This is a genomic window from Thalassotalea piscium, assembly GCF_030295935.1.
GTDB lineage: Bacteria > Pseudomonadota > Gammaproteobacteria > Enterobacterales > Alteromonadaceae > Thalassotalea_B > Thalassotalea_B piscium.
The window spans coordinates 2582141-2603400 of sequence record NZ_AP027362.1; the positions used below are offsets into that span (position 1 = coordinate 2582141).

A 21260-nucleotide genomic window follows, 5' to 3' on the forward strand; every position below is an offset into this window, starting at 1 on the left:
CTCCTGCTAACTCTTAATGAGCTGCCCATTCAACTGAATCTAAATCAATACCGTCTTTGAACATTTCCCAAAGCGGTGACATGTCACGTAAATGACCAATTGCATTTTTTATTAAATCAATTGCGTAATCTATTTCTTCTTCTGTAGTAAAACGACCAAAGCTAAAACGAATTGAGCTATGTGCCATTTCATCATTTAAGCCTAATGCACGTAATACATAAGAAGGCTCTAAGCTTGCTGAAGTACATGCTGAACCTGAAGATACCGCTAAATCTTTTAACGCCATAATTAACGATTCGCCTTCAACAAAGTTAAAGCTAACGTTTAGGTTTCCAGGGTAGCGTTTATCTGGATCACCGTTAATAAACACTTGCTCCATTGAATTAACACCAGCCCACAACCGGTCACGCATTTTAGTTACATGAACTAAATCTTGTGCCATTTCTTCTTTAGCAATACGGCAAGCTTCACCCATACCAACAATTTGGTGTGTTGCTAACGTACCTGAACGCATACCACGCTCATGTCCGCCACCATGCATTTGTGCTTCTAAACGAATACGCGGTTTACGACGAACATATAAAGCCCCAATACCCTTAGGTCCATACATTTTGTGAGCTGAAATAGATAACAAATCAACTTTTAACTGCTGCATGTCTATTTCAATTTTGCCAGCACTTTGTGCGGCATCAACATGAAACACAATTTTACGAGAACGACATAGTTCGCCAATTTCAGCGATGTCTTGAATTACACCAATTTCATTATTTACATGCATTATTGAAACTAGTACGGTGTCATCACGCATAGCGTCATTTAATTTATTAAGGTCAATTAAACCATTTGACTCTGGATCAAGGTAAGTAACCTCAAACCCTTGGCGCTCTAATTCACGACAAGTATCAAGTACCGCTTTATGCTCAGTTTTACAGGTAATAATGTGTTTACCTTTCTTACCGTAAAAGTTTGCCGCACCTTTAATTGCTAGGTTATTTGACTCGGTTGCACCTGAAGTGATCACAATTTCACGAGGATCAGCATTTAATAGCTCTGCAACTTGGTTACGCGCAATATCAACTGCTTCTTCAGCTTGCCAGCCAAATTTGTGCGATCGCGACGCAGGGTTACCGTAAAAACCATCGGTGGTCATGTATTGCATCATTTTCTCAGCAACACGTTTATCTACTGGTGTAGTAGCTGAATAATCAAAATAAATAGGTAGCTTCATTGGCTATCATGCTCCAATTTTAACGCACACTGACTAACAGTCGTGCAAAATATTTGTTGTTTTAATTAATGTTTCTAACGAGCTTTTCATCGCTTTCTTACTTTGAAAGTTGTCTTGTCGTTCCGAAATTAATTGTACATTTCTTTGTTCAACGAGCTCAGACAAAGAAATGCTTTGTAAAAAATCTTCTATACGGTTACTTAAATCTTCCCAAAGGGTATGAGTTAAACATTGTTGACCCGATTGACAGTCGCCTTTACCACCACATTTAGTGGCGTTAACACTTTCATCAACGGCACTGATAACATCTGCGATGGTAATTTCTGCTGAACATTTCCCTAAACGGTAACCACCGCCAGGTCCACGAACACTATGTACTAAACAATGCTTTCTTAAACGAGAAAAAAGCTGCTCCAAATATGAGAGCGAAATACCTTGTCGTTCAGAGATATCTGCTAACGGCACAGGGCCAGACGATGCATGAATGGCAACATCTAACATTGCTGTTACGGCATAGCGCCCTTTGGAAGTTAACTTCATTATCTACCTACCCTTCTATAATTGCCGCGCAATTCTACATAACCTTGTGTAATAGTCAACTATATACCCGACTAGTTTACTCAGGTATTTTATAACGAATAGAGGGGATAATCAAACAATACCTGAGTAAAACACTCAAGTATTATTTTTATATTTCTGGATCGAAGGCCTCAACGTGCATCTTGCGTCGCTTTGCCGCTTCTTTTTCATCATTTACAAACTCTCCCACGCGTAACTCTGGTAACGCTTCTTGGCATACGCTACCGCCTAAGTGGTTAACTTCTTTACATAAGTCTGCAACTTTAGTGTCCATTAAATGCATGTGGTCAAGCAATCGCCCAATCGCTTTAGCAACTGGATCAGGGTTGTCAGTAGAAACAGCATAAGCGTCAAAGCCAAACTTCTTGGCAACTTGTTCTCGTTTAGACTTCTCATCTGAACCATTTTTATCATTAACAATACGCGCTGGTATTCCTACCGCTGTTGCATTAGCCGGTACATCTTTAACTACCACAGAGTTTGAACCAACTTTACCCCCTTCACCAACAGTGATTGGGCCTAAAACTTGTGCGCCAGCACCAATTACCACGCTGTTACAAAGGGTTGGGTGGCGCTTACCTGCATTCCAACTAGTACCACCAAGCGTTACTCCATGATAAATAGTCACATCGTCACCCACTATCGCAGTTTCACCAATCACTACGCCCATGCCATGATCAATAAAAAAACGTCGACCCAAAGTAGCTCCAGGGTGTATTTCTACTCCCGTTAACCAACGTGAAAACGTTGAGAGTAGGCGCGCAATCAATTTTATATCATTTCGCCAAAGCTTATTGCTTAATCGATGGATCCAAATAGCATGCATACCTGGATAGTTCGTTAATACTTCAAACGAATTTCTTGCTGCTGGATCTCGCTCAAAGACACTCTTAATATCTTCTTTGATACGACTAAACATAATATTTCCTACTCTTCATACTTTAAAATTAATATACACTGCTATTTTATGGCAGTTATTTCTTAGCTGACTTTTCTACCGACGACAAAATACCTCGCCACATTTTTAGCTCTTTAGTATCTGGTCGAGCACGATTAATAAAGCGCCTTAATTTAGTCATAACCAAACCTGGGTGGCTAGGTACAATAAACCCTGTAGCTTTTAGTGCTTCTTCGAAATGGTCAAACATACGCTCTGTTTCTGCCACAACGGGGTAGTCTTGCTCTGTTTCGCTATCTGTACATTTACCTTGTTCTGCTTTGGTTTTTTGTACCTGCTTGTCTTGAGCTAAAAACGCCATACGCACTTCATAGCTTAATGTTTGCACTGCCATTGCTAAGTTCAACGAACTGTACTCTGGGTTTGCAGGAATTTGCACATGAAAATGGCATAGTTGTAATTCATCATTCGTTAAGCCGCTACTTTCACGTCCAAAAACAAGCGCAACTGGGTATTCACTTACTTCGCTAATAAGCTTTTCACCACACTCTCTTGGATCTAACATAGGCCAAGGCAAAGTACGAGAACGCGCACTAGTACCAACAACTAACCCACAATCGGTAATCGCTTCTTCTAAAGTCGAAACAACCTTTGCATTCGCTAAAACATCTGTTGCGCCTGCAGATAATGCTTGTGCTTGGCCATTAGGCATTTCTATTGGGTCTACTAATACTAGTTGGCTAAGGCCCATTGTTTTCATGGCTCTAGCTGCAGAGCCAATGTTTCGACAATCAGAGGTATTAACTAATACTATGCGTACTGAATTTAACATTATCTTTAATTTCTCAATGAATTATTTGGTTCATTACCCATCGTTTAAATCCATTGTAGCGAGTGAAAATACGCAAATGAAATGACGAACTGTCTAGACGGCTAAATTTTCAATAATTTTATCACAGAACAATAGCGATGTATGGGGTATTAATCATTCTATTTTGTGTTTTTTTATAGCTTTATTCAGTATGTATTAGTCAATAAATGTATATAAGCTATTATAACTGAGTAAATTGTCAGCCTATTAATTTATTTGTCGCTTAATCTTTAAGCTTTTGCTATAGTATGCGCCGCTTAATTTCGAATGGGATCTTAAGTTTATGCCTATCATCTTGAGGTGGTTTGGGTGTAGTTCTTTTACAAAACTGTTTAATTAAATAAGGTGATTAGTATGCATCCGATGCTAAATATTGCTGTGCGCTCTGCGCGTGCCGCTGGAAATGTTATTGTACGTGCGTTTGAACAAGACGATAAAATTGAAGTTGAATTAAAAGGTACAAATGACTTTGTTACTAATATTGACATCCTTGCTGAGCAAACAATCGTAGACAGTATTCAAAAGTCTTACCCTAGCCATTCTATTATTGGCGAAGAGTGCGGATTAATAGAAGGCACTGACAACGACTTTCAATGGATAATCGATCCGATTGATGGCACTACAAACTTTGTAAAAGGTATTCCTCACTTCGCTGTATCTATTGCTTTAAAAGTAAAAGGCAAATTAGATCAAGCAGTTATCTACGACCCTATCCGTGGTGAATTATTTACTGCAAGCCGTGGTAAAGGCGCACAATTAAACGGTTTTCGTATTCGCGTAAAACAGTCAAAAGAATTAACAGGTGCAATACTTGCCACCGGTTTCCCTTTCAAGAAAAAACAACACATGAATGCCTATTTAGACATTTTCAAAACATTATTTTTGAAAACAGCTGATATGCGTCGTGCAGGCTCTGCCGCCTTAGATTTAGCATATGTTGCTGCTGGCCGTGTAGACGGATTTTTTGAAATTGGTTTAAAACCTTGGGACACTGCCGCAGGTGAATTATTAGTTATTGAAGCTGGTGGCTTAGTTACCGATTTTACCGGTGGGCATAATCACAATAACTCAGGTAATATTGTTGCAAGTAGCTCTCGTTTATTAAAAGAAATTTTAAAAGATATACGCCCTCACCTTGGCGATAGCTTAAATAAGTAAATAGCGCTCCACTACCCCATCAAATTCTAAGCGGTATACCTGTTAACAGTTGTACCGCTTTTTCATAGGCATATTGCCAGTTTTATTGAAGAGATCACTTAATCAATGAAACTGGTATAACTTGCCTAAATTTAGTTTAAATATAATCAACCCACCTCTCATATAACAAAAAGAAATAACAATCCGCTATATTATAACCATAAATACCAGTAAACTAACTAAAACTTATTAATGATATCGTTATGCAATTACCAACTAGTGCTTACAAACAACCATTTCTTTCTGGCGAAGTCGCTTTAGTTGGCGCTGGTCCGGGTGATCCTGAGCTATTAACTATTCAAGCATATCGAATGATACAACAAGCCGATGTAGTTATTTATGACCGACTTGTAAGCAAAGAAATTATGGCTTTAGTACCTAAGTCTTGCTTGCTAATTTACGTTGGAAAAAAGCAAGCGCTGCATAAAGTGCCTCAAGATGGCATAAATCAGCTTTTAGTTGACCATGCTAAAGCCGGTAAAAAAGTAGTAAGGTTAAAGGGCGGCGACCCTTTTGTTTTTGGCCGAGGCTCTGAAGAAGCTCAGTTTCTTCTTACCAATGGTATAGCTTGCCATATCGTACCAGGCATGACAGCTGCGTCTTCATGTACAAGCTACGTAGGTATTCCACTTACCCATAGAGAGGTTGCTCGCAGTGCCAGTTTAATTACAGGGCACGTTAAAGAAAGTGGTCAGTTAGATCTACCTTGGCAAACATTAAGTGACCCTCAGCAAACAGTTGTTTTTTACATGGGCGTAAAAAGCTTACCCATTATAAGTACGCAACTAATTAACGCAGGACGAAGAAAAAACACACCTGCAGCACTTATTTATAAAGGTACAACACCCGAGCAAAAAGTATATCGTGGCTGTTTAAGTAGTATTGTAGAAATAGTTGAAAAACATCAAATAAAGCCACCTACGTTAATTGTTATTGGTGATGTGGTTAATACTTTTGATGAAAAGCACTTAACTAATGTAGGGTATTTAACACCTTAACATTTACATAATCATTGATATTGCGCCAGGTTAAGGTGTGTAGATCTGTGCAGTACAAAATTTGTGACTCAAAGATAAACATTTCTTAATTTTATGTTAATATTTGCACGCTTTTAACGATAAAATAACTTTTCTATTACTCAAGGCCAATTTATGGAACTGCAAAAAGATAACTTTTCCAATGCATCATTATCCATTGAACAACTACCTCAAATAAGCCAACTACAGCAACAACCATTAGCCCCCATTTATGCAAAAACACGTTTAGCACTTACTTTTTTGTTCTCTAGCCTAGTATTATTAATTGGGCTTATTGCTATTAAGCAGCAGTTTAAACCACTTCCGGCAGAAACCTTGCCAGTAATCAGTAATATATTAATCATCATAGCAATACTTACTATGGTTAATATGTTCTATATATTTTTAGCTGACAAACAAAAACACTACGCGCTAAGAGCGCTAGATCTTCACTATACTTCAGGTCTAATTTTTCGAAAAACGGTTAGCCAACCCGTATTAAGAATACAACATGTAGAATTAAAAAGAGGCCCGATCGATCGCAAAGTAGGATTAGCAAAATTACAAGTATTTAGTGCAGGTGGTGCATTACACACATTCGAAATACCAGGTTTACCTGTTGAAGACGCTGAATCGATCAGACAATTTATTATTAGCCATAAAGATGCCAATAATAATGGATAAACAACAAGCACTTAAGCAAGCGATAATTAAAGAATATCAAACCGACGAGTGGCAACGTATTTCGCCAATTGGAATGCTCTATTTTACAGTAAAAATACTATGGGGCATCACTGGCAATATTGTTTATTTAGCGCCAGCAATATTACTAGGCTATAAAGAAATAATGGCAAATCCGCATATATGGTTGCCTGTAGCACTGCTCGTCGTGATTGCTATTTTAACGGGTACATTTCTTAGTTTTTATTTCTTTCAATATCGTTTATCCAATGGACATATCGAAATTCGTTCAGGTGTATTTTCAAAAAAGCATGTCAACCTGCCCTTTACCCGTATTCAAAATGTAAAGTTAGAACAGCCACTCTATTATCGTCCTTTTAGTTACACTTGTATGCAGCTTGATACTGCAGGTTCACAAAAGCAAGAAGCAAAAGTTGTTGCATTAAAACTTGACTATGCAGAAGCACTTAAGCGCGAAATACTTGCAGCGCATCAACAAAATACCCAAGACAACAATGATCTTAACAAGGGTATCAGTGATGATGATACACAGAATCAAGCAACAACTGACAATAGTACAAATAACGAACAATTATTAAATACGCGTTCATTGTCAGATTTAGTTATCCATGGTTTAACCAACAACCGGATCTGGATCTTCTTTGGCGGTTTAGCACCATTTTTTGATGATATTGGTGAAAGTGTTGTTAACTTTTTTCAACGCTTTGGCATCAATATTGAACAACTCTTGGTTGTTGCAGACAAGTCGTGGTGGCAAATTGGTTTATACGCCTTAACACTAACTTTTATCGTTATGTTGTTTATTTCTTTATTCTCAGTTGCTGGGGCAATATTAAGTTATTACAACTTTACGTTATCTAAATCTGGTGACCGCTATATCCGCAGAAGTGGTCTATTAACCAAGCACGAAGTTACTATGCGCTTATCTCGATTACAGATGATTGTGAAGCAGCAAGACTGGTTAGATATGCTTTTAAAGCGCATGAATGTTAAATTCGAACAAACCAGTGCTAATGGACAAAACTTTCAGCAAGGGGCGAGTAATAATAAAATAATTGTACCGTCGGTAAAAGCGCATGAATGGCAAGCATTGGCTGACGATGTTTACCCAAACAATCAACTCAATACTATTTCATATCAGGGGATTAGTAAGCGCTTTTTACTCAGAAATATTGGTTACTTTATCAGCCCTATTTATTTTGGTGTGCTCGCCTTTTTTATCTATCACTTAGAAACAGGATTAGCGTTAGGTGCAACAGCAATATACCTGATGTTATGCATCTTAATTTTCTGCCGTTACAAGCGCTGGGGCTATGCCATTGACTCGAACTTTATTTATATTAGAAAAGGCATGCTAGGAGTCGACTTTTATTGTTTTCCTATTTTTAAGGTTCAACAAACTGCTTACATACAAAGTTGGTTTTTAAAGCGCCATAGACTCTGCACAATTAAATTTGTATTAGCCGCAGGCGGACAAAAAATTCCCTTTATCTCTGAAAAAGTTGGTAACGACTTAATTAACAATGCACTATACCACGTTGAAAGTAGTCGCCGCTCTTGGATGTAGAGTAAAATTACCTAAGGGTGATTGTAAGAGGCTTTACATACTGCCTGTTTCACTTTAAGGTTTACGGTAACTTTTCGTTGCTGACGCCTCTTTTTATGAGTAAATGGTTCGTTTTTTTACTTTTTACTGTTCATCTTTCGTTTACTATTCAAGCGAGTGAGTACCACTTTGCATCTGTTGAAAATGTTGCAGAGCAAGAAGTAGGGCAAATTGTACTTACCGAAATATATCAACAGCTTGGTATTGATGTATCGATCAGCGCTTTTTCTGCAAAACGTGCCGAATATGAGGCAACCACTGGCTTAAAAGACGGTGAAATCATGCGTATTTGGGCCTATGGCGACGAAAATAAAAACCTTATTCGTGTCCCTACGCCCTATTACCATATTGCAACTACTGCATTTATTAACAAAGACAGTAAGTTAGTTATTGATGATAAAAAAGATCTAGCCGGTCATCGTATAGCAATAGTCAGTGGTTTTAAGCATACCAAAGCCATTACTAAAGGTCTTAAATTAATAGTAGAAACACACTCAACTACCAATAGCTTTAAACTACTTGAACAAGGCGCTGTTGATATAGTACTTGCCGATTATATCGACGGACTTTGGACCCTTTCAAAATTAGCTATGGACCATAATATAATTGCCTCTCCTAAACCACTAAAACAATTAAATCTTTACCACTATATCCATCAAGATAATCAGCAGCTAGTTGAAGTAGTTGATAATAAAATAGCAGAGTTAGCCGCATCAGGTGAGTTAGATAGCATAATACAAAAAGCTCAACACCAAGTTTATGGTAATGTTAAAACAGCGCTCGACTTTGCTCCTTTAGTTAACCAATAAAAACACTGTAAACACTTCTTTATTGAACACATGCGATATGACCACAACAAAAATATTTATTATCGGCCTACCTCGAACTGGCACCACTAGCATTTGCGCGGCTTTACTTAATTTAGGCTATACAGTTGCGCACACTGCCTATACACAGCGTACCTTCGACCAAGCACAAGTTATTGCCGACACTCCAATATTTAATGACTTTACATTACTCGATATAAAATACCCTAATAGTCTATATATCTATTTAACACGAGATTTAGCCTTATGGTTACCTTCAATTGAGCAGTTATTAAAACGGATGAGCCATAACTTGTTGCGTGATGATGGTGGCTTTAACCCTATAATTAAGCGCTGCTATTTTGATGTTTTCTCGCCATTTACTAATGAAAATATTAGCTCTGCCGCTTTTTTAACGCAACGCTATCTAAAACACCAAACCAAAGTTGAACAGTACTTTGAAAACCGCCCTCAACAGTTATTAACCATTGATGTAAGCCAAGCAGGTGCTTATCAAAAACTACTTAACTTTTTGAGTTTACCTTTAAATAAAGCAGGTTTTGAACAAATGAATGTTGGCGGAAAAGTCACAGCATGGAAAGACTTAAACCACCCATTAAAAGTTGCCTCTACGAATAATGGCCGCCCTACAACATTAAGCTATCTTAAATAAATACGGACAATTTCAGCAAATTTATTGTGAAAATCTATAAAGTAAGCAAGTATAGAGATAAGTATTATTAAAATGTTGTGTTATGGCAGAACTTAGAACACTCTCAATCAATGAATTACAAGTGGGCATGTTTGTTAAAGATATCATTTTAAAAAACAGCGACCATAAAGTAAAAAATCAAGGGATTGTTAACTCAGAGCGCACTATTGCTTTGCTTAAAAAACAAGGTGTCGACAAAGTTGTTGTCCAATTACAACCTGAGCAATTGGCATTACTTGACCAACAAGACCAAGCTGATCAGCAAAATAAAAATAACCTAGCAATATCAGTTGAAGAAAACGAAGCTCAAGAAAGTACAGAACATCAACCCGATCTCCCCCTTGATGACGAACTAGCGCAAGCTTATGCGCTATACGACAAAGCAAGCGAGCAAATTCAATCATTATTTTTACAGGCTCGTAACAGGCAAAAAATATCCACTGACGGCGTAGAAAAACTTGCATTAGCTATTATGCAATCAGTTATTAAAAATGAGTATGCGATCACCATTTTAACCCGAATTCGTCATCACTCCTCTTATCAATGGGAACATGCTGCAAATTGCGCCATTCTTATGTGCGGCTTTGCACTGTTTTTGGACCTTAAACACAAAATTGTTCATCAAATAACTATTGCTGCGCTTATTCATGATATTGGTAACGCAAAAATTCCTGAAGGTATTATCAGTAAACCAGGTTTATTATCAACTCATGAAGTTATCGCGGTAGAAAAGCACGTAATGCATGGCGTTGACATTTGTCAGCAGAAAGCATTGCTCAACCCTATAATTAAAGACATTATACTCAATCACCATGAACGACTTGATGGCTCTGGTTATCCACGTAGAGTAAGTGAAGACAAATTATCGAAACTTGCTAGGGCAATGGCAATCGTTGATGTTTACGATGCCATTACCGGAGAACAAACCTACAAAAAAGCACAACAGCCGATTGATGCATTTCGCTATCTTATTACCAACAAAAATAAATTTGACCCAAGTATTGTTCAACAATTTATAAAGTATCTTGGTGTTCACCCCGTTGGCTCAGTTATACAGCTGTCAAATGAACGCCTTGCAATGGTAATGGTAGGTAATAGAGCAGAGCCATTAAAGCCAAAAATCAAAGTGTTTTTTAATTTAGATACCATGCAACATATAAAGCCAAGAGATATAGATCTTAGTATTGAAGACCTATCAATTGTACGAGCAGTAAATACTGAAGACTTTGATATTAACACTTCAAAACTAATTAAAGATTTTGTTAATGCAACTTAAAGGTTTGAAATAAAGTTTACAGCGAAAGAACTAGAGCAGCTATTAGCTGTTAGAAGATATAGGATCCTAAGTACAAAGACCTAGGACCCTACAATAATTAAGGCATCATCTCTTGATGATCTGCGCCTTCTTTTTCTACTACTTCAGGGATCATATCTTCTTTTGAAACCCCTAATGCTAAAGCAACCGCACTAGCAACATATATTGATGAATATGTACCCACAAAAACACCAAATAATAACGCGGTAGCGAAACCATGAATTAATGCGCCACCTTGATAAAACAAAGCCGCTAATACTAATAATGTGGTTATCGAAGTAATTACCGTTCTACTTAACGTTTGCGTTAAAGAAATGTTAATCGTTTCTTCTGCGTTTGCATCTCTGACTTTACGAAAATTTTCACGTACACGGTCAGAAACAACAATAGTATCGTTGAGTGAATAACCAATAACTGCAAGAATTGCTGCCATTACCGTTAAATCAAATTCTAGCTGTAAAAATGAGAATAAACCGAGGGTTAGCAATACATCATGAAACAACGAAAATACCGAGCCTAAAGCAAAACGCCATTCAAAACGAAAAGCAACATAAACCAAAATACACAGTAAGGCTGTTAGCATGGCTAATCCACCTTGTTCCGTTAATTCATCACCAACACTTGCACCCACAAACTCTATGCGTCGCATAACAAGCTCTTGGCCTGTGCCATCTTTTAGTAACGATAAAATTTGGTTACCCAACATTTCTGCTTTTACGCCATCACGTTGCGCTAAGCGAATAACAACATCTCTACTGCTACCGTAAAGTTGAACAACGGCATCACCATAGCCATCATTTGCTAATATTTCACGAAGTTGCTTAAGGTCAGCAGAGTTCTCAAAACCTACTTCAATTAACGTACCGCCGGTAAAGTCTAGACCGAAGTTAAGCTTATTAACAAACAATGAGCTTAGTGCAGCGATCATTAGAATTACACTGAAAGCCATAGCGTACTTACGGTACGACATAAAGTTTACAGTTTCTTTTAAATTTAATATTTGCATTAGGGTACCTATATTGAAAGCTTGTCGAGACGTTTACCACCCCAAACAGCATTAACCACTGAACGAGTACCTATAACCGCCGTAAACATCGAAGTAATAATGCCTATCGATAACGTTACAGCAAAACCTTTAATTGGCCCTGTACCCACTGAAAACAGAATAAGTGCTGCAATTAATGTGGTGATGTTAGCATCAATAATTGTTGAAAATGCCGCATCATAACCTTGGTGAATAGCCTGTTGTACACTCTTACCTGCCCTTAACTCTTCTCGAATACGTTCAAATATAAGTACGTTAGCATCTACCGCCATACCAACAGTTAACACTATACCCGCCATACCAGGTAAAGTTAACGTAGCACCTGGAATCATCGACATAACACCAACAATTAACACTAAGTTTGCAGAAAGAGCTAAGTTAGCTACCACACCAAAAGCACGATAATAAATAAGCATAAAGATAAAGACTAATCCAAAACCGCTCATTATTGCCTGAAAACCTAACTTAACATTTTCAGCACCGAGTGTTGGCCCAACAGTACGCTCTTCTACTATTTGAATAGGCGCAATTAAGGCACCTGCTCTTAATAACAAGGCTAGACTATGCGCTTCTGCCTGAGAGCCAGCCCCCGTAATACGGAAGCTTTTGCCAAGACGAGCTTGAATAGTGGCAACACTGATAACTTCTTCTTTCTTTTCAAAGATAGTATTCCCTTTGCTGTCTAATCGGTCTGTAGGTTTATATTCAATAAACACTGTCGCCATTGGTTTACCAATAGCATCTTTAGTGGCACTTGAGAATTTACTACCGCCTGGTGAATCAAGGGTAATATTTACTTGTGGACGTGAGTATTCATCAAAACTTGAGCTAGCATCAACAATATGATCACCTGTAAGCATAATGCGTTTTTTCAATAAAACAGGCGTACCATTGCGCTCATACAATAACTGTGAACTTGCTGGCACTCTACCATTAAGTGCTGTGGCTAAGTCATTTTCATTGTCTACCATTCTAAATTCAATTGTTGCAGTCGCATTTAATATTTCTTTCGCTTTTGCTGTGTCTTGAACACCTGGTAACTCAATAATAATGTTTTTTTGACCTTGACGTTGAACAAGTGGCTCTGCAACCCCTAATTCGTTCACACGATTTCGGATAATAGTAATGTTTTGTTGAAGTGCATATTCACGAATTTCTTTTAACTTCAATTCAGACATTTGAGCAGTTAGCGTAAGCGTGTCTGAATTATCTGTAAATATAAAGTCGCGATAACGTTTCTTTAAAAATGATTCAGCATTATCTAAGTCTTCAACATTACGGAAAATAATTTCAATCGACTCATCTAGCTTTTTAACACTACGGTAGCGAATTTTTTCACCACGTAAATCAGTACGAAAGTCGCTAGCCATCCCTTCTTGCGCTTTCACTACGGCTTCGTTCATATTAACTTCCATGGTAAAGCTTACGCCACCACTTAAGTCTAAACCAAGCTTCATAGGTACGCCGCCAATGGCTGCTAGCCAATCAGGGGTTGCTGGAGTTAAGTTTAAGGCAACAGAGTATTGATCACCCATATTACCATCAAGTAAATCTCGCGCTTTAAGTTGAGCGTCAGTATCAGCAAAACGAACTAATATTTGTGCGTCTTCTAAAACAACGCTAGCAAAGTCAATGTTACTTTCACTCAATTGAGATTTTACACTATCAAGCGTACTTTCATTGGCTTCAACGCCTCGTAAGCCCGATATTTGTACTGCTGGATCTTCACCGTATAAATTTGGTGAGGCATATAAAGCCCCAATTGCAACGATAAAAACAACCAGTAGTGTTTTCCATAGAGGAGACTGGTTTAACACAATTTGATCCTATTTTATTTAGTAAGTTTTTTATACTAAGCGCTTTAGTTTAACAAAGTATTAAGCTAAAGCGCTTGGTCTGAAAGTTATAATGACTTCATTGTGCCTTTTGGTAATACCGCATTAACCGCGCCTTTTTGCACTGTAACTTCAGTACCTTCTGCAATGCTTATAACAATAAAGTCTTTATCGTCAGACACTTTAGTGATTTTACCCACAATACCACCTTGTGTTAGCACTTCATCACCTTTACCTAATGCTGCCATTAATCCTTTATGCTCTTTAACACGCTTTGCTTGCGGGCGATAAATCATAAAATAAAAAACAAAGGCAAACACCAATAACATGATGATCATTTCCATACCACCACTTGATGGCGCTGGGCCTGCAGCCGCGTGTGCTTTACTTATAAATAAACTCATAATTTCCTCTTATACTTATTGTTTTAATACAAAAATTCAAAATAATTATTGTGTTGAACTAACCAAGTAATCAACACTCTCTCTTTAATCTAAGATTTCAGTGGTGGAACAGGCAAATCACGAAGTGCATAAAACTGCTCAACATATTCTTCTAATTTACCTTGCTCAATAGCATCACGCAAACCCTGCATTACACTTTGATAAAAACGTAAATTGTGAATGGTGTTTAACTGCGCCCCTAATATTTCATTACACTTATCAAGATGATGCAAATAAGCTCGCGAATAATTTTTACAGGTATAGCAATCACATTCGCTATCTAACGGACTGGTATCCGTTTTATGACGTGCATTTCGTATTTTTATCACGCCAGTTGTCACAAATAAATGACCGTTACGGGCATTTCGCGTAGGCATAACACAGTCAAACATATCGATACCACGACGAACACCTTCAACTAAGTCTTCAGGCTTTCCAACTCCCATCAGATATCGGGGCTTATTTTCAGGGATCAAGGGGGCTGTATGATCTAAAATTCTGATCATATCTTCCTTAGGTTCACCAACCGATAAGCCACCTATAGCATAGCCGTCGAAGTCTATAGCTTGTAAACCAGCCACAGATACTTCACGTAAATCTTCGTACATACCGCCTTGTACAATACCAAATAACGCGTTGGGATTATCACCATGAGCCGCTTTTGAACGTTGCGCCCAACGTAACGATAATTCCATTGAATCTTTAGACTCTTGGTGTGTTGCAGGATAAGGCGTACACTCATCGAAAATCATTACCACGTCAGAGCCCAACTTACGTTGTACTTCCATAGAACGCTCAGGAGTTAGCATAATTTTTTCACCATTTACTGGAGAACTAAACTTAACGCCCTCTTCGGTAATTTTACGCATGGCGCCTAAACTAAACACTTGAAAGCCACCTGAGTCAGTAAGAATCGGCTTATCCCAATGAATAAAGTTATGTAACCCCCCGTGTTGTTCAACAATATCTGTACCTGGACGTAGCATTAAATGGAAGGTGTTTCCTAAAATAATTTCAGCACCAATCTCTTTAATTTCTTCTGTTTTCATACCTTTAACTGTACCGTAAGTACCAACAGGCATAAAAGCAGGCGTTTCTACCGTACCACGGGCAAATGTAAGGCGACCGCGCCTTGCCTTCCCGTCAGTGGTGATTAATTCGTACTGCATTGCTTTTTTCATAATAGTTCCTCAGCCCACTAGCGAAACAGGCTAGCGGCAATAGTCAGCCAATAATACTTATATTGACTTCTTCGTTAAAAACATCGCATCCCCATAACTAAAGAAGCGATATTCTTGTTCAACTGCGTGATGATAAGCAGCCATAATATTCTCATAGCCCGAAAATGCACTAACTAGCATTAATAAAGTAGACTCTGATAAATGAAAGTTGGTGATCAACGCATCAATCACCTGAAACTGATAGCCTGGCGTAATAAAAATATCTGTATCACCATAAAACGCCTGTAACGGTTGTGCTTTTTTCATTGCCTCTTTAGCAGCACTTTCAACTGAACGCACCGACGTGGTGCCAACAGCGATGACACGTTTACCCGCTGCTTTAGTTTGATTAATTTGTTCCACAACGTCAGCAGATACTTCCACGTATTCAGAATGCATAATATGATCGGCTATTTCATCAACTCTTACTGGCTGGAATGTGCCTGCACCAACATGTAAAGTAACAAAAGCTAAGTTTATACCTTTGGCTTTAATTTGAGCTAATAGCGCTTCATCGAAATGCAACCCTGCTGTTGGTGCAGCTACCGCACCCGGCTTTTCATTATAAACGGTTTGATAGCGTTCTCTGTCGCTGTCTTCGTCAGGTCGGTCAATATAAGGAGGTAAAGGCATATGACCAATACTTTCAAGTATTTTAAGTACCTTATCGTCACCTAAAAACTTTAATTCGAACAACGCATCATGCCGTGCTTGCATAATAGCAGTAGCAATTAACTCGCCTTGTTCATTATGAAAAAGTAATTCGCTTCCCACCTTTGGCGACTTACTCGCACGTACATGCGCTAATACAGTGTGCTCGTCAACTAAACGCTCAACCAATACTTCAAGTTTGCCACCACTTACTTTTTGCCCAAACAAACGTGCCGGAATAACTCTGGTATTATTAAAAATTAATAAATCACCACAGTGTAACTGGTCGATAATATCAACAAAGTTTCTGTCTTTAATATCACCACTATTGCCGTTAAGACACATTAAACGACTTGCTGTTCGTTCTGTTTTTGGATAGCGAGCAATAAGTGCTTCGGGTAAATCAAATGAAAAGTCGGCAACACGCATGATAATTAATGAAGATAGTAGCTAAAAATAACTGCGTGATTTTAAAGATCTACGCCCACAATAGCAAGAAATACCACAATATCACCCTTGCTTATAGTGATCATTTATCAAAATTCTGCTACTAGTTAAGTAAATTGTCGTAGTATCACTACAAAGCCATTTCAGGAAATATTTATGAAACATCTTGCATACGCTGTTGCCAAAACAATCATCAATGGTTTTGAACGACATATCTACTTATATAGTGAAATTACACGTTCAGCAAAACAACGCTTTGAGCAATGCCAATGGCAAGCCATTCAAGATGCAGCCAAAGCAAGAACCGACTTTTATGATAAGCGAGTCAAAGAAACACTCACTACTATTTGTGATGACTTTCAAATTAAAGAATTAGACACGCAATTATGGCAAGAGGTGAAATGTGCTTATATAAGTATTTTAAAAACACACCCACAGCCTGAATTAGCTGAAAGTTTTTATAATTCAGTATTCTGTCATTTATTTGAACGAAAATATTACCTAAATGACTATATTTTTGTAGAGTCGTCATTAGACACCTGTAATTATTTGAATGTGCCACAAATATATACTCGTTACTTTCCAGCAGAAATTGGTTTATACCACACCATTAAAAAAATTATTGATTCGGCTAATTTTAAGCGCCCTTTCAAACAATTAAAATGCGACATTAACGCCTTAATTCGCGCTTTTGCACATCAGGCACAACGTACTCATTATCAACTATCAGATTTAAAAATAGATATTCTAAACTTTATTTTTTACCGAAATAAAGGAGCCTATATTATTGGCCGTGTTATATCACCGGCTGGTATAACCCCATTCATTGTGCCCATTACCAACGACGAAAAAACAGGGTTAGCATTAGACGCGCTTCTTACTGATGAAAGAAATATGGCCGTTGTATTTGGCTTCGCTCGCGCATATTTTTTTGTAGACTGTATTCATCCACATACCTTAGTAGATTTTTTACAAGAGCTGATCCCCCATAAAACACGCGCAGATTTATACTCAAGCATTGGTTTTCATAAACAAGGAAAAACTCAGTTCTATCGCAGCTTGTTGCATCATTTAGAAAGTAGTGACGATAAGTTTGAACTCGCGGCCGGTATTAAAGGCATGGTAATGTCGGTTTTTACACTCCCTTCATTCCCGTACGTATTTAAAATCATAAAAGACAAATTTGCGCCAAGTAAACAGGTAACTAAAAAAGACGTAAAAGCCAAGTACCGCTTAGTTAAACTGCATGATCGTGTAGGCCGAATGGCCGATACCATGGAATACTCAGAAGTCGCTTTTCCAAAAGATCGTTTTAATGAAGAGTTACTGACCGAGTTACTCGAAGTAGCACCGTCAATTATTCGATTTGAAGACAACTTAATCGTTATTGCCCATGTGTATATCGAACGAAAAATGACACCATTAAACTTATATTTAATGGACGCAAGCGACGAACAGATTGATCGTGCAATGTATGGCTACGGCAATGCAATAAAACAATTAATTGCAGCTGATATATTCCCCGGTGATATGCTATTGAAAAATTTTGGTGTTACCCGACACGGACGCGTTATATTCTATGACTACGATGAAATTACTTACATGAATGAAGTTAACTTTAGAGTAAAGCCAGAGCCTGTTACAGAAGAACAAATTTATGCAGCAGAGCCTTGGTATTCAGTTGCCCCGGGTGATGTGTTTCCTGAAGAAATAGCTACCTTTGCTTTGGCTAACCACAAGTACCGCAAAGCGTTTTTAACACATCATGCCGAGTTGCTCAAAGCAAGCTATTGGCAGCAGTGCCAGCAAAGTGTTGCACAAGGTAAATTTGCCAGTGTTTACCCCTACCCAGAACGTTTGAGGTTTATTAATCAAAAAAGCTAGCAAAAATTAAAGCATTATCAGCAAAAAGTTAAGCGTTAAGATTAATAAATAAGCAAACAAACCTTTTATTAAAATTAGCGCTTTACCTTTGGAAAAGCTTGGGTATAATTCTTCTCCGTTGCAGGGGTATAGTTCCAATTGGTAGAACAGCGGTCTCCAAAACCGACGGTTGGGAGTTCGAATCTCTCTACCCCTGCCATTTTTCTACTTATTTGTTTATCTAAAACTCATCATCATTTCATTCCAAAATAATTATCAACAACACTTTAGATACATACCATTAATCGGTATGATGTTTTATCTAATCTAAATTTTAAGCTATTGTTAATACCTATTTCATTAATTAAGTGATCTATTTTATACGCAGTGAAAACAATCAAATACAAGGCATTTATTTTCATAACTAGTTGTTCAGGGCAATTATGCTCCAGCATTGCCCACATAAGCTACATCCTTGTAGCGATAATTATAAAATAAATAACGCAGTAGTCGATTGTTTTAGCCAGTAGAAATGATCACATAGTTAGTGAGATTGCTATAATACTCAGTAGATACACTAACAAGCGATAACTTCATTACCTTATGATCACCAACGCTAAACAACTAAAGTACTTAAATGCAATGGGCATTGGTATTTGGCAACAAAAACAGGCGAATGATGAAAATCAGCCTGAACAAACATACCTCGCGGTTGATTTAGCGCAATTATGTGAACAGCAATTTTTTATAGATCTCCTGCAAAGCTTAAATATAACCCTTGACCAAGTAACGCTTAATAACCCACATTGTTTGAATTTAGGTTTATTCAATTGGCAGTTTACTCAAAGTGAAAGCAGCCAATATCAAAATAACACGCTAGTTACGCCTGCAATAGAGCAACTTAAGCACGCCCCTAAGTTAAAACGCCAATTATGGCAAATACTACATACCGCCTTAATATGACAACTAATTACTCAGCAATAACTAAACAGCACCTAGAACAACTAATGGTAATTGAAAATGCATGCCACTCTCACCCTTGGAGTGAACAAACCATGCTCAGTTGTATGGGGGGGCGCTATTTTGGCTTTATGCTAAAACAAGAACAAACATTACGGGGCTTTTACATTGGTGAATATGTTGCAGGAGAAGCCACATTAATGGACGTTTGCGTATCACCTGATCATCAAGGTAAAGGTTATGGAAAACACTTACTAAACCACTTTAGTGAACAAGCAAAGTTACTTGGGGCAAGCCAATTATTTTTAGAAGTACGCGCCAAAAACATCTCAGCATTAATGATGTATATAAACTGCGGCTTTATTGAAGTAGGCAGACGTACTGGTTATTATCCCAGCAAAATTGGTTATGAAGACGCCATTGTAATGAAGAGAAAACTGTAAGAGCATTCTGTTACAATAATGATCATTGATTAAGAAGTACCGAGACAGCATGTCAGAATTTAAAGCATTTTCACTTTTAACGTCGATTATTGAACGCCTTAATCTTAAAGGTTATATACAGCCTACTCCGATTCAAAAAGCATGTATCCCCTTGCTTATTAATGGCAATGATCTTCTAGGTATTGCACAAACCGGTACAGGAAAAACTGCAGCCTTTTCATTGCCTATTATCAATAATTTTGGACAAAACAAAACAGAAATTAACGCTAAAAGCACGCGTTCGCTCATACTAACGCCTACAAGAGAGCTTGCCTCGCAAATAATGCAAAATATTGATGACTACGCTAATGGTTTAGGGCTTAAAACTCAGGTTGTTTATGGTGGTGTTGGCAGGCAAGGTCAAGTTGACGCTATCGCACTTGGGCTTGATATTTTAGTGGCCACTCCTGGAAGATTATTAGATTTAATAGAAACGGGCGATATAAATTTTAAGTCGCTAGAAGTATTTGTGTTAGATGAAGCAGATACTATGCTTGATATGGGCTTCTTTAACGATGTTCAAAACATCATCGCTAAACTGCCAAAACGTCGACAAACGCTATTATTTTCAGCCACTATGCCTGCTGAAATAGAGGTACTCGCACAAGCCATATTAACCGATCCTAAAAAAGTTCAAATTACCGCTGAAACGGTTACCGCCGACTTGGTTAATCAACGTGTATACCACCTTGAAAAATCTGATAAAGTCCCATTATTGCTAAATATTTTGCAAACACCTGACTATAAAAAAGTGCTTATCTTTTGTAAAACAAAATATGGCGCCGACATCATTGCTAACGCGCTAGAAAAAGTATCAATACCTGCAGCAAGCCTTCATAGTGGTAAAACGCAAGCCGTAAGGGAGAAAGCGTTACAAAACTTTAAAGACTCTACTTTACGAGTATTAGTTGCAACTGATGTTGCCGCTCGTGGTATTGATGTTGATAATATCAGTTTAGTTATTAACTATAACCTTCCAGAAGATCCAAGAAACTACATACACCGTATAGGGCGAACGGCGCGGGCAGGGAAAAGTGGCATGGCGATGTCATTTGCTGTTGAAAACGATGTGAGGCAATTAACAACTATTGAAAATAGCATAGGCCAAGCTATTCCTGTAGTTATCGAACAGCCTTTTCATAAAGAGTTTTCAAAAGCCGCTTTACAAGTAAAAAAACCTGTCAAAAAACAAGGTAAAAAGCCAGTTAAGCAAAAAGGTAAAAATACTAATAACAGAGCACGAAAGAAGTAAACACCTACTTCCTGCAAAGGATAAACGTTCACAAAAAATGCCTATTTTAGCTTCAAATAGGTCAGGTTTACTTAAACAACAATTAAACCTGACTTATTAAATTAAGACTTTTTCGCTTTATACTTCACAAGC

Annotated in this window: 21 protein-coding genes and 1 tRNA gene; 12 read left to right on the plus strand and 10 right to left on the minus strand. The window is 37.9% G+C overall.

Annotation, left to right across the window (positions count from 1 at the left end; genetic code table 11):
• Positions 1-13: 13 nt before the first annotated feature.
• The 4 genes from QUD79_RS11330 to trmJ form a co-directional block, all read right to left on the minus strand.
• Positions 14-1228, minus strand: a complete 1215-nt coding sequence (locus tag QUD79_RS11330) for an IscS subfamily cysteine desulfurase (protein ID WP_184426260.1) — start codon at positions 1226-1228, stop codon at positions 14-16.
• A gap of 33 nt (positions 1229-1261) precedes the next feature.
• Entirely contained in the window at positions 1262-1768 is a 507-nt protein-coding gene (iscR, locus tag QUD79_RS11335) for a Fe-S cluster assembly transcriptional regulator IscR (protein WP_184426262.1), read from the minus strand.
• A 148-nt stretch (positions 1769-1916) separates the two neighbouring features.
• Entirely contained in the window at positions 1917-2726 is an 810-nt protein-coding gene (cysE, locus tag QUD79_RS11340) for a serine O-acetyltransferase (RefSeq protein WP_184426264.1), read from the minus strand.
• A gap of 55 nt (positions 2727-2781) precedes the next feature.
• Entirely contained in the window at positions 2782-3537 is a 756-nt protein-coding gene (gene trmJ / locus QUD79_RS11345) for a tRNA (cytosine(32)/uridine(32)-2'-O)-methyltransferase TrmJ (RefSeq protein ID WP_184426266.1), read from the minus strand.
• 393 nt (positions 3538-3930) lie between these two features.
• Between trmJ and suhB the strand changes: the two genes are divergently transcribed.
• The 7 genes from suhB (at position 3931) to QUD79_RS11380 (ending at position 10891) form a co-directional block, all read left to right on the plus strand.
• Positions 3931-4734, plus strand: a complete 804-nt coding sequence (gene suhB, locus QUD79_RS11350) for an inositol-1-monophosphatase (RefSeq protein WP_184426268.1) — start codon at positions 3931-3933, stop codon at positions 4732-4734.
• Positions 4735-4976: 242 nt separating this feature from the next.
• Positions 4977-5771 carry a uroporphyrinogen-III C-methyltransferase gene (gene cobA / locus QUD79_RS11355; RefSeq protein ID WP_184426270.1) on the plus strand — a complete coding sequence of 265 codons (795 nt, stop codon included), beginning with the start codon at positions 4977-4979 and terminating at the stop codon, positions 5769-5771.
• A 153-nt stretch (positions 5772-5924) separates the two neighbouring features.
• Positions 5925-6473, plus strand: a complete 549-nt coding sequence (locus QUD79_RS11360) for a PH domain-containing protein (protein WP_184426272.1) — start codon at positions 5925-5927, stop codon at positions 6471-6473.
• A complete protein-coding gene (locus tag QUD79_RS11365; RefSeq protein ID WP_246455023.1) occupies positions 6466-8058 on the plus strand; it encodes a PH domain-containing protein in 1593 nt (530 codons plus the stop codon). Before QUD79_RS11360 ends, QUD79_RS11365 begins: the two co-directional genes overlap by 8 nt.
• Before the next feature lie 95 nt (positions 8059-8153).
• Entirely contained in the window at positions 8154-8906 is a 753-nt protein-coding gene (locus QUD79_RS11370) for a substrate-binding periplasmic protein (RefSeq protein WP_184426277.1), read from the plus strand.
• Between the two features lie 37 nt (positions 8907-8943).
• Positions 8944-9576 carry a sulfotransferase gene (locus QUD79_RS11375; RefSeq protein ID WP_184426279.1) on the plus strand — a complete coding sequence of 211 codons (633 nt, stop codon included), beginning with the start codon at positions 8944-8946 and terminating at the stop codon, positions 9574-9576.
• Between the two features lie 82 nt (positions 9577-9658).
• Positions 9659-10891, plus strand: a complete 1233-nt coding sequence (locus QUD79_RS11380; protein WP_184426281.1) for an HD-GYP domain-containing protein — start codon at positions 9659-9661, stop codon at positions 10889-10891.
• Between the two features lie 97 nt (positions 10892-10988).
• Here the strand turns inward: QUD79_RS11380 and secF are convergent, their stop codons facing one another.
• The 5 genes from secF to queA form a co-directional block, all read right to left on the minus strand.
• Positions 10989-11936 carry a protein translocase subunit SecF gene (secF, locus tag QUD79_RS11385; protein ID WP_184426283.1) on the minus strand — a complete coding sequence of 316 codons (948 nt, stop codon included), beginning with the start codon at positions 11934-11936 and terminating at the stop codon, positions 10989-10991.
• Between the two features lie 8 nt (positions 11937-11944).
• Positions 11945-13792 carry a protein translocase subunit SecD gene (gene secD / locus QUD79_RS11390; protein WP_184426285.1) on the minus strand — a complete coding sequence of 616 codons (1848 nt, stop codon included), beginning with the start codon at positions 13790-13792 and terminating at the stop codon, positions 11945-11947.
• A gap of 86 nt (positions 13793-13878) precedes the next feature.
• On the minus strand, positions 13879-14214 hold the full coding sequence (gene yajC / locus QUD79_RS11395; RefSeq protein ID WP_184426288.1) for a preprotein translocase subunit YajC: 336 nt from the start codon (positions 14212-14214) through the stop codon (positions 13879-13881).
• An 89-nt stretch (positions 14215-14303) separates the two neighbouring features.
• Complete coding sequence (gene tgt / locus QUD79_RS11400; RefSeq protein WP_184426332.1) at positions 14304-15422, minus strand: tRNA guanosine(34) transglycosylase Tgt; 1119 nt, start codon at positions 15420-15422, stop codon at positions 14304-14306.
• 69 nt (positions 15423-15491) lie between these two features.
• Entirely contained in the window at positions 15492-16553 is a 1062-nt protein-coding gene (gene queA / locus QUD79_RS11405) for a tRNA preQ1(34) S-adenosylmethionine ribosyltransferase-isomerase QueA (RefSeq protein WP_184426290.1), read from the minus strand.
• A 174-nt stretch (positions 16554-16727) separates the two neighbouring features.
• Between queA and aceK the strand changes: the two genes are divergently transcribed.
• Entirely contained in the window at positions 16728-18455 is a 1728-nt protein-coding gene (gene aceK / locus QUD79_RS11410) for a bifunctional isocitrate dehydrogenase kinase/phosphatase (RefSeq protein ID WP_184426293.1), read from the plus strand.
• Positions 18456-18577: 122 nt separating this feature from the next.
• Positions 18578-18654, plus strand: a tRNA-Trp gene (locus QUD79_RS11415).
• A 67-nt stretch (positions 18655-18721) separates the two neighbouring features.
• Here QUD79_RS11415 and QUD79_RS11420 read toward each other — a convergent pair.
• Entirely contained in the window at positions 18722-18898 is a 177-nt protein-coding gene (locus QUD79_RS11420) for a hypothetical protein (RefSeq protein WP_184426295.1), read from the minus strand.
• A 139-nt stretch (positions 18899-19037) separates the two neighbouring features.
• On the opposite strand from QUD79_RS11420, the gene QUD79_RS11425 reads away from it, so the two are divergent.
• Genes QUD79_RS11425 through QUD79_RS11435 form a run of 3 tightly spaced genes read left to right on the plus strand, consistent with a single transcriptional unit; the run spans position 19038 to position 21128 of the window.
• The gene (locus QUD79_RS11425) at positions 19038-19397 is read left to right on the plus strand and encodes a DNA polymerase III subunit psi (protein ID WP_184426297.1); all 360 of its coding nucleotides are present in this window, start codon (positions 19038-19040) and stop codon (positions 19395-19397) included.
• Positions 19367-19837, plus strand: coding sequence for a ribosomal protein S18-alanine N-acetyltransferase (gene rimI / locus QUD79_RS11430; RefSeq protein WP_184426300.1), 471 nt, complete (start codon positions 19367-19369; stop codon positions 19835-19837). Before QUD79_RS11425 ends, rimI begins: the two co-directional genes overlap by 31 nt.
• Before the next feature lie 49 nt (positions 19838-19886).
• Positions 19887-21128, plus strand: coding sequence for a DEAD/DEAH box helicase (locus QUD79_RS11435; RefSeq protein ID WP_184426303.1), 1242 nt, complete (start codon positions 19887-19889; stop codon positions 21126-21128).
• The last annotated feature ends 132 nt before the right edge of the window (positions 21129-21260 follow it).

Excerpts from the sequence above, each read along its gene's own strand:
- QUD79_RS11330 (WP_184426260.1), bottom strand. The coding sequence starts at position 1,228 with ATGAAGCTACCTATTTATTTTGATTATTCAGCTACTACACCAGTAGAT.
- iscR (WP_184426262.1), bottom strand. The coding sequence starts at position 1,768 with ATGAAGTTAACTTCCAAAGGGCGCTATGCCGTAACAGCAATGTTAGAT.
- cysE (WP_184426264.1), bottom strand. The coding sequence starts at position 2,726 with ATGTTTAGTCGTATCAAAGAAGATATTAAGAGTGTCTTTGAGCGAGAT.
- trmJ (WP_184426266.1), bottom strand. The coding sequence starts at position 3,537 with ATGTTAAATTCAGTACGCATAGTATTAGTTAATACCTCTGATTGTCGA.
- suhB (WP_184426268.1), top strand. The coding sequence starts at position 3,931 with ATGCATCCGATGCTAAATATTGCTGTGCGCTCTGCGCGTGCCGCTGGA.
- cobA (WP_184426270.1), top strand. The coding sequence starts at position 4,977 with ATGCAATTACCAACTAGTGCTTACAAACAACCATTTCTTTCTGGCGAA.
- QUD79_RS11360 (WP_184426272.1), top strand. The coding sequence starts at position 5,925 with ATGGAACTGCAAAAAGATAACTTTTCCAATGCATCATTATCCATTGAA.
- QUD79_RS11365 (WP_246455023.1), top strand. The coding sequence starts at position 6,466 with ATGGATAAACAACAAGCACTTAAGCAAGCGATAATTAAAGAATATCAA.
- QUD79_RS11370 (WP_184426277.1), top strand. The coding sequence starts at position 8,154 with ATGAGTAAATGGTTCGTTTTTTTACTTTTTACTGTTCATCTTTCGTTT.
- QUD79_RS11375 (WP_184426279.1), top strand. The coding sequence starts at position 8,944 with ATGACCACAACAAAAATATTTATTATCGGCCTACCTCGAACTGGCACC.
- QUD79_RS11380 (WP_184426281.1), top strand. The coding sequence starts at position 9,659 with ATGGCAGAACTTAGAACACTCTCAATCAATGAATTACAAGTGGGCATG.
- secF (WP_184426283.1), bottom strand. The coding sequence starts at position 11,936 with ATGCAAATATTAAATTTAAAAGAAACTGTAAACTTTATGTCGTACCGT.
- yajC (WP_184426288.1), bottom strand. The coding sequence starts at position 14,214 with ATGAGTTTATTTATAAGTAAAGCACACGCGGCTGCAGGCCCAGCGCCA.
- tgt (WP_184426332.1), bottom strand. The coding sequence starts at position 15,422 with ATGCAGTACGAATTAATCACCACTGACGGGAAGGCAAGGCGCGGTCGC.
- queA (WP_184426290.1), bottom strand. The coding sequence starts at position 16,553 with ATGCGTGTTGCCGACTTTTCATTTGATTTACCCGAAGCACTTATTGCT.
- aceK (WP_184426293.1), top strand. The coding sequence starts at position 16,728 with ATGAAACATCTTGCATACGCTGTTGCCAAAACAATCATCAATGGTTTT.
- QUD79_RS11420 (WP_184426295.1), bottom strand. The coding sequence starts at position 18,898 with ATGTGGGCAATGCTGGAGCATAATTGCCCTGAACAACTAGTTATGAAA.
- QUD79_RS11425 (WP_184426297.1), top strand. The coding sequence starts at position 19,038 with ATGATCACCAACGCTAAACAACTAAAGTACTTAAATGCAATGGGCATT.
- rimI (WP_184426300.1), top strand. The coding sequence starts at position 19,367 with ATGGCAAATACTACATACCGCCTTAATATGACAACTAATTACTCAGCA.
- QUD79_RS11435 (WP_184426303.1), top strand. The coding sequence starts at position 19,887 with ATGTCAGAATTTAAAGCATTTTCACTTTTAACGTCGATTATTGAACGC.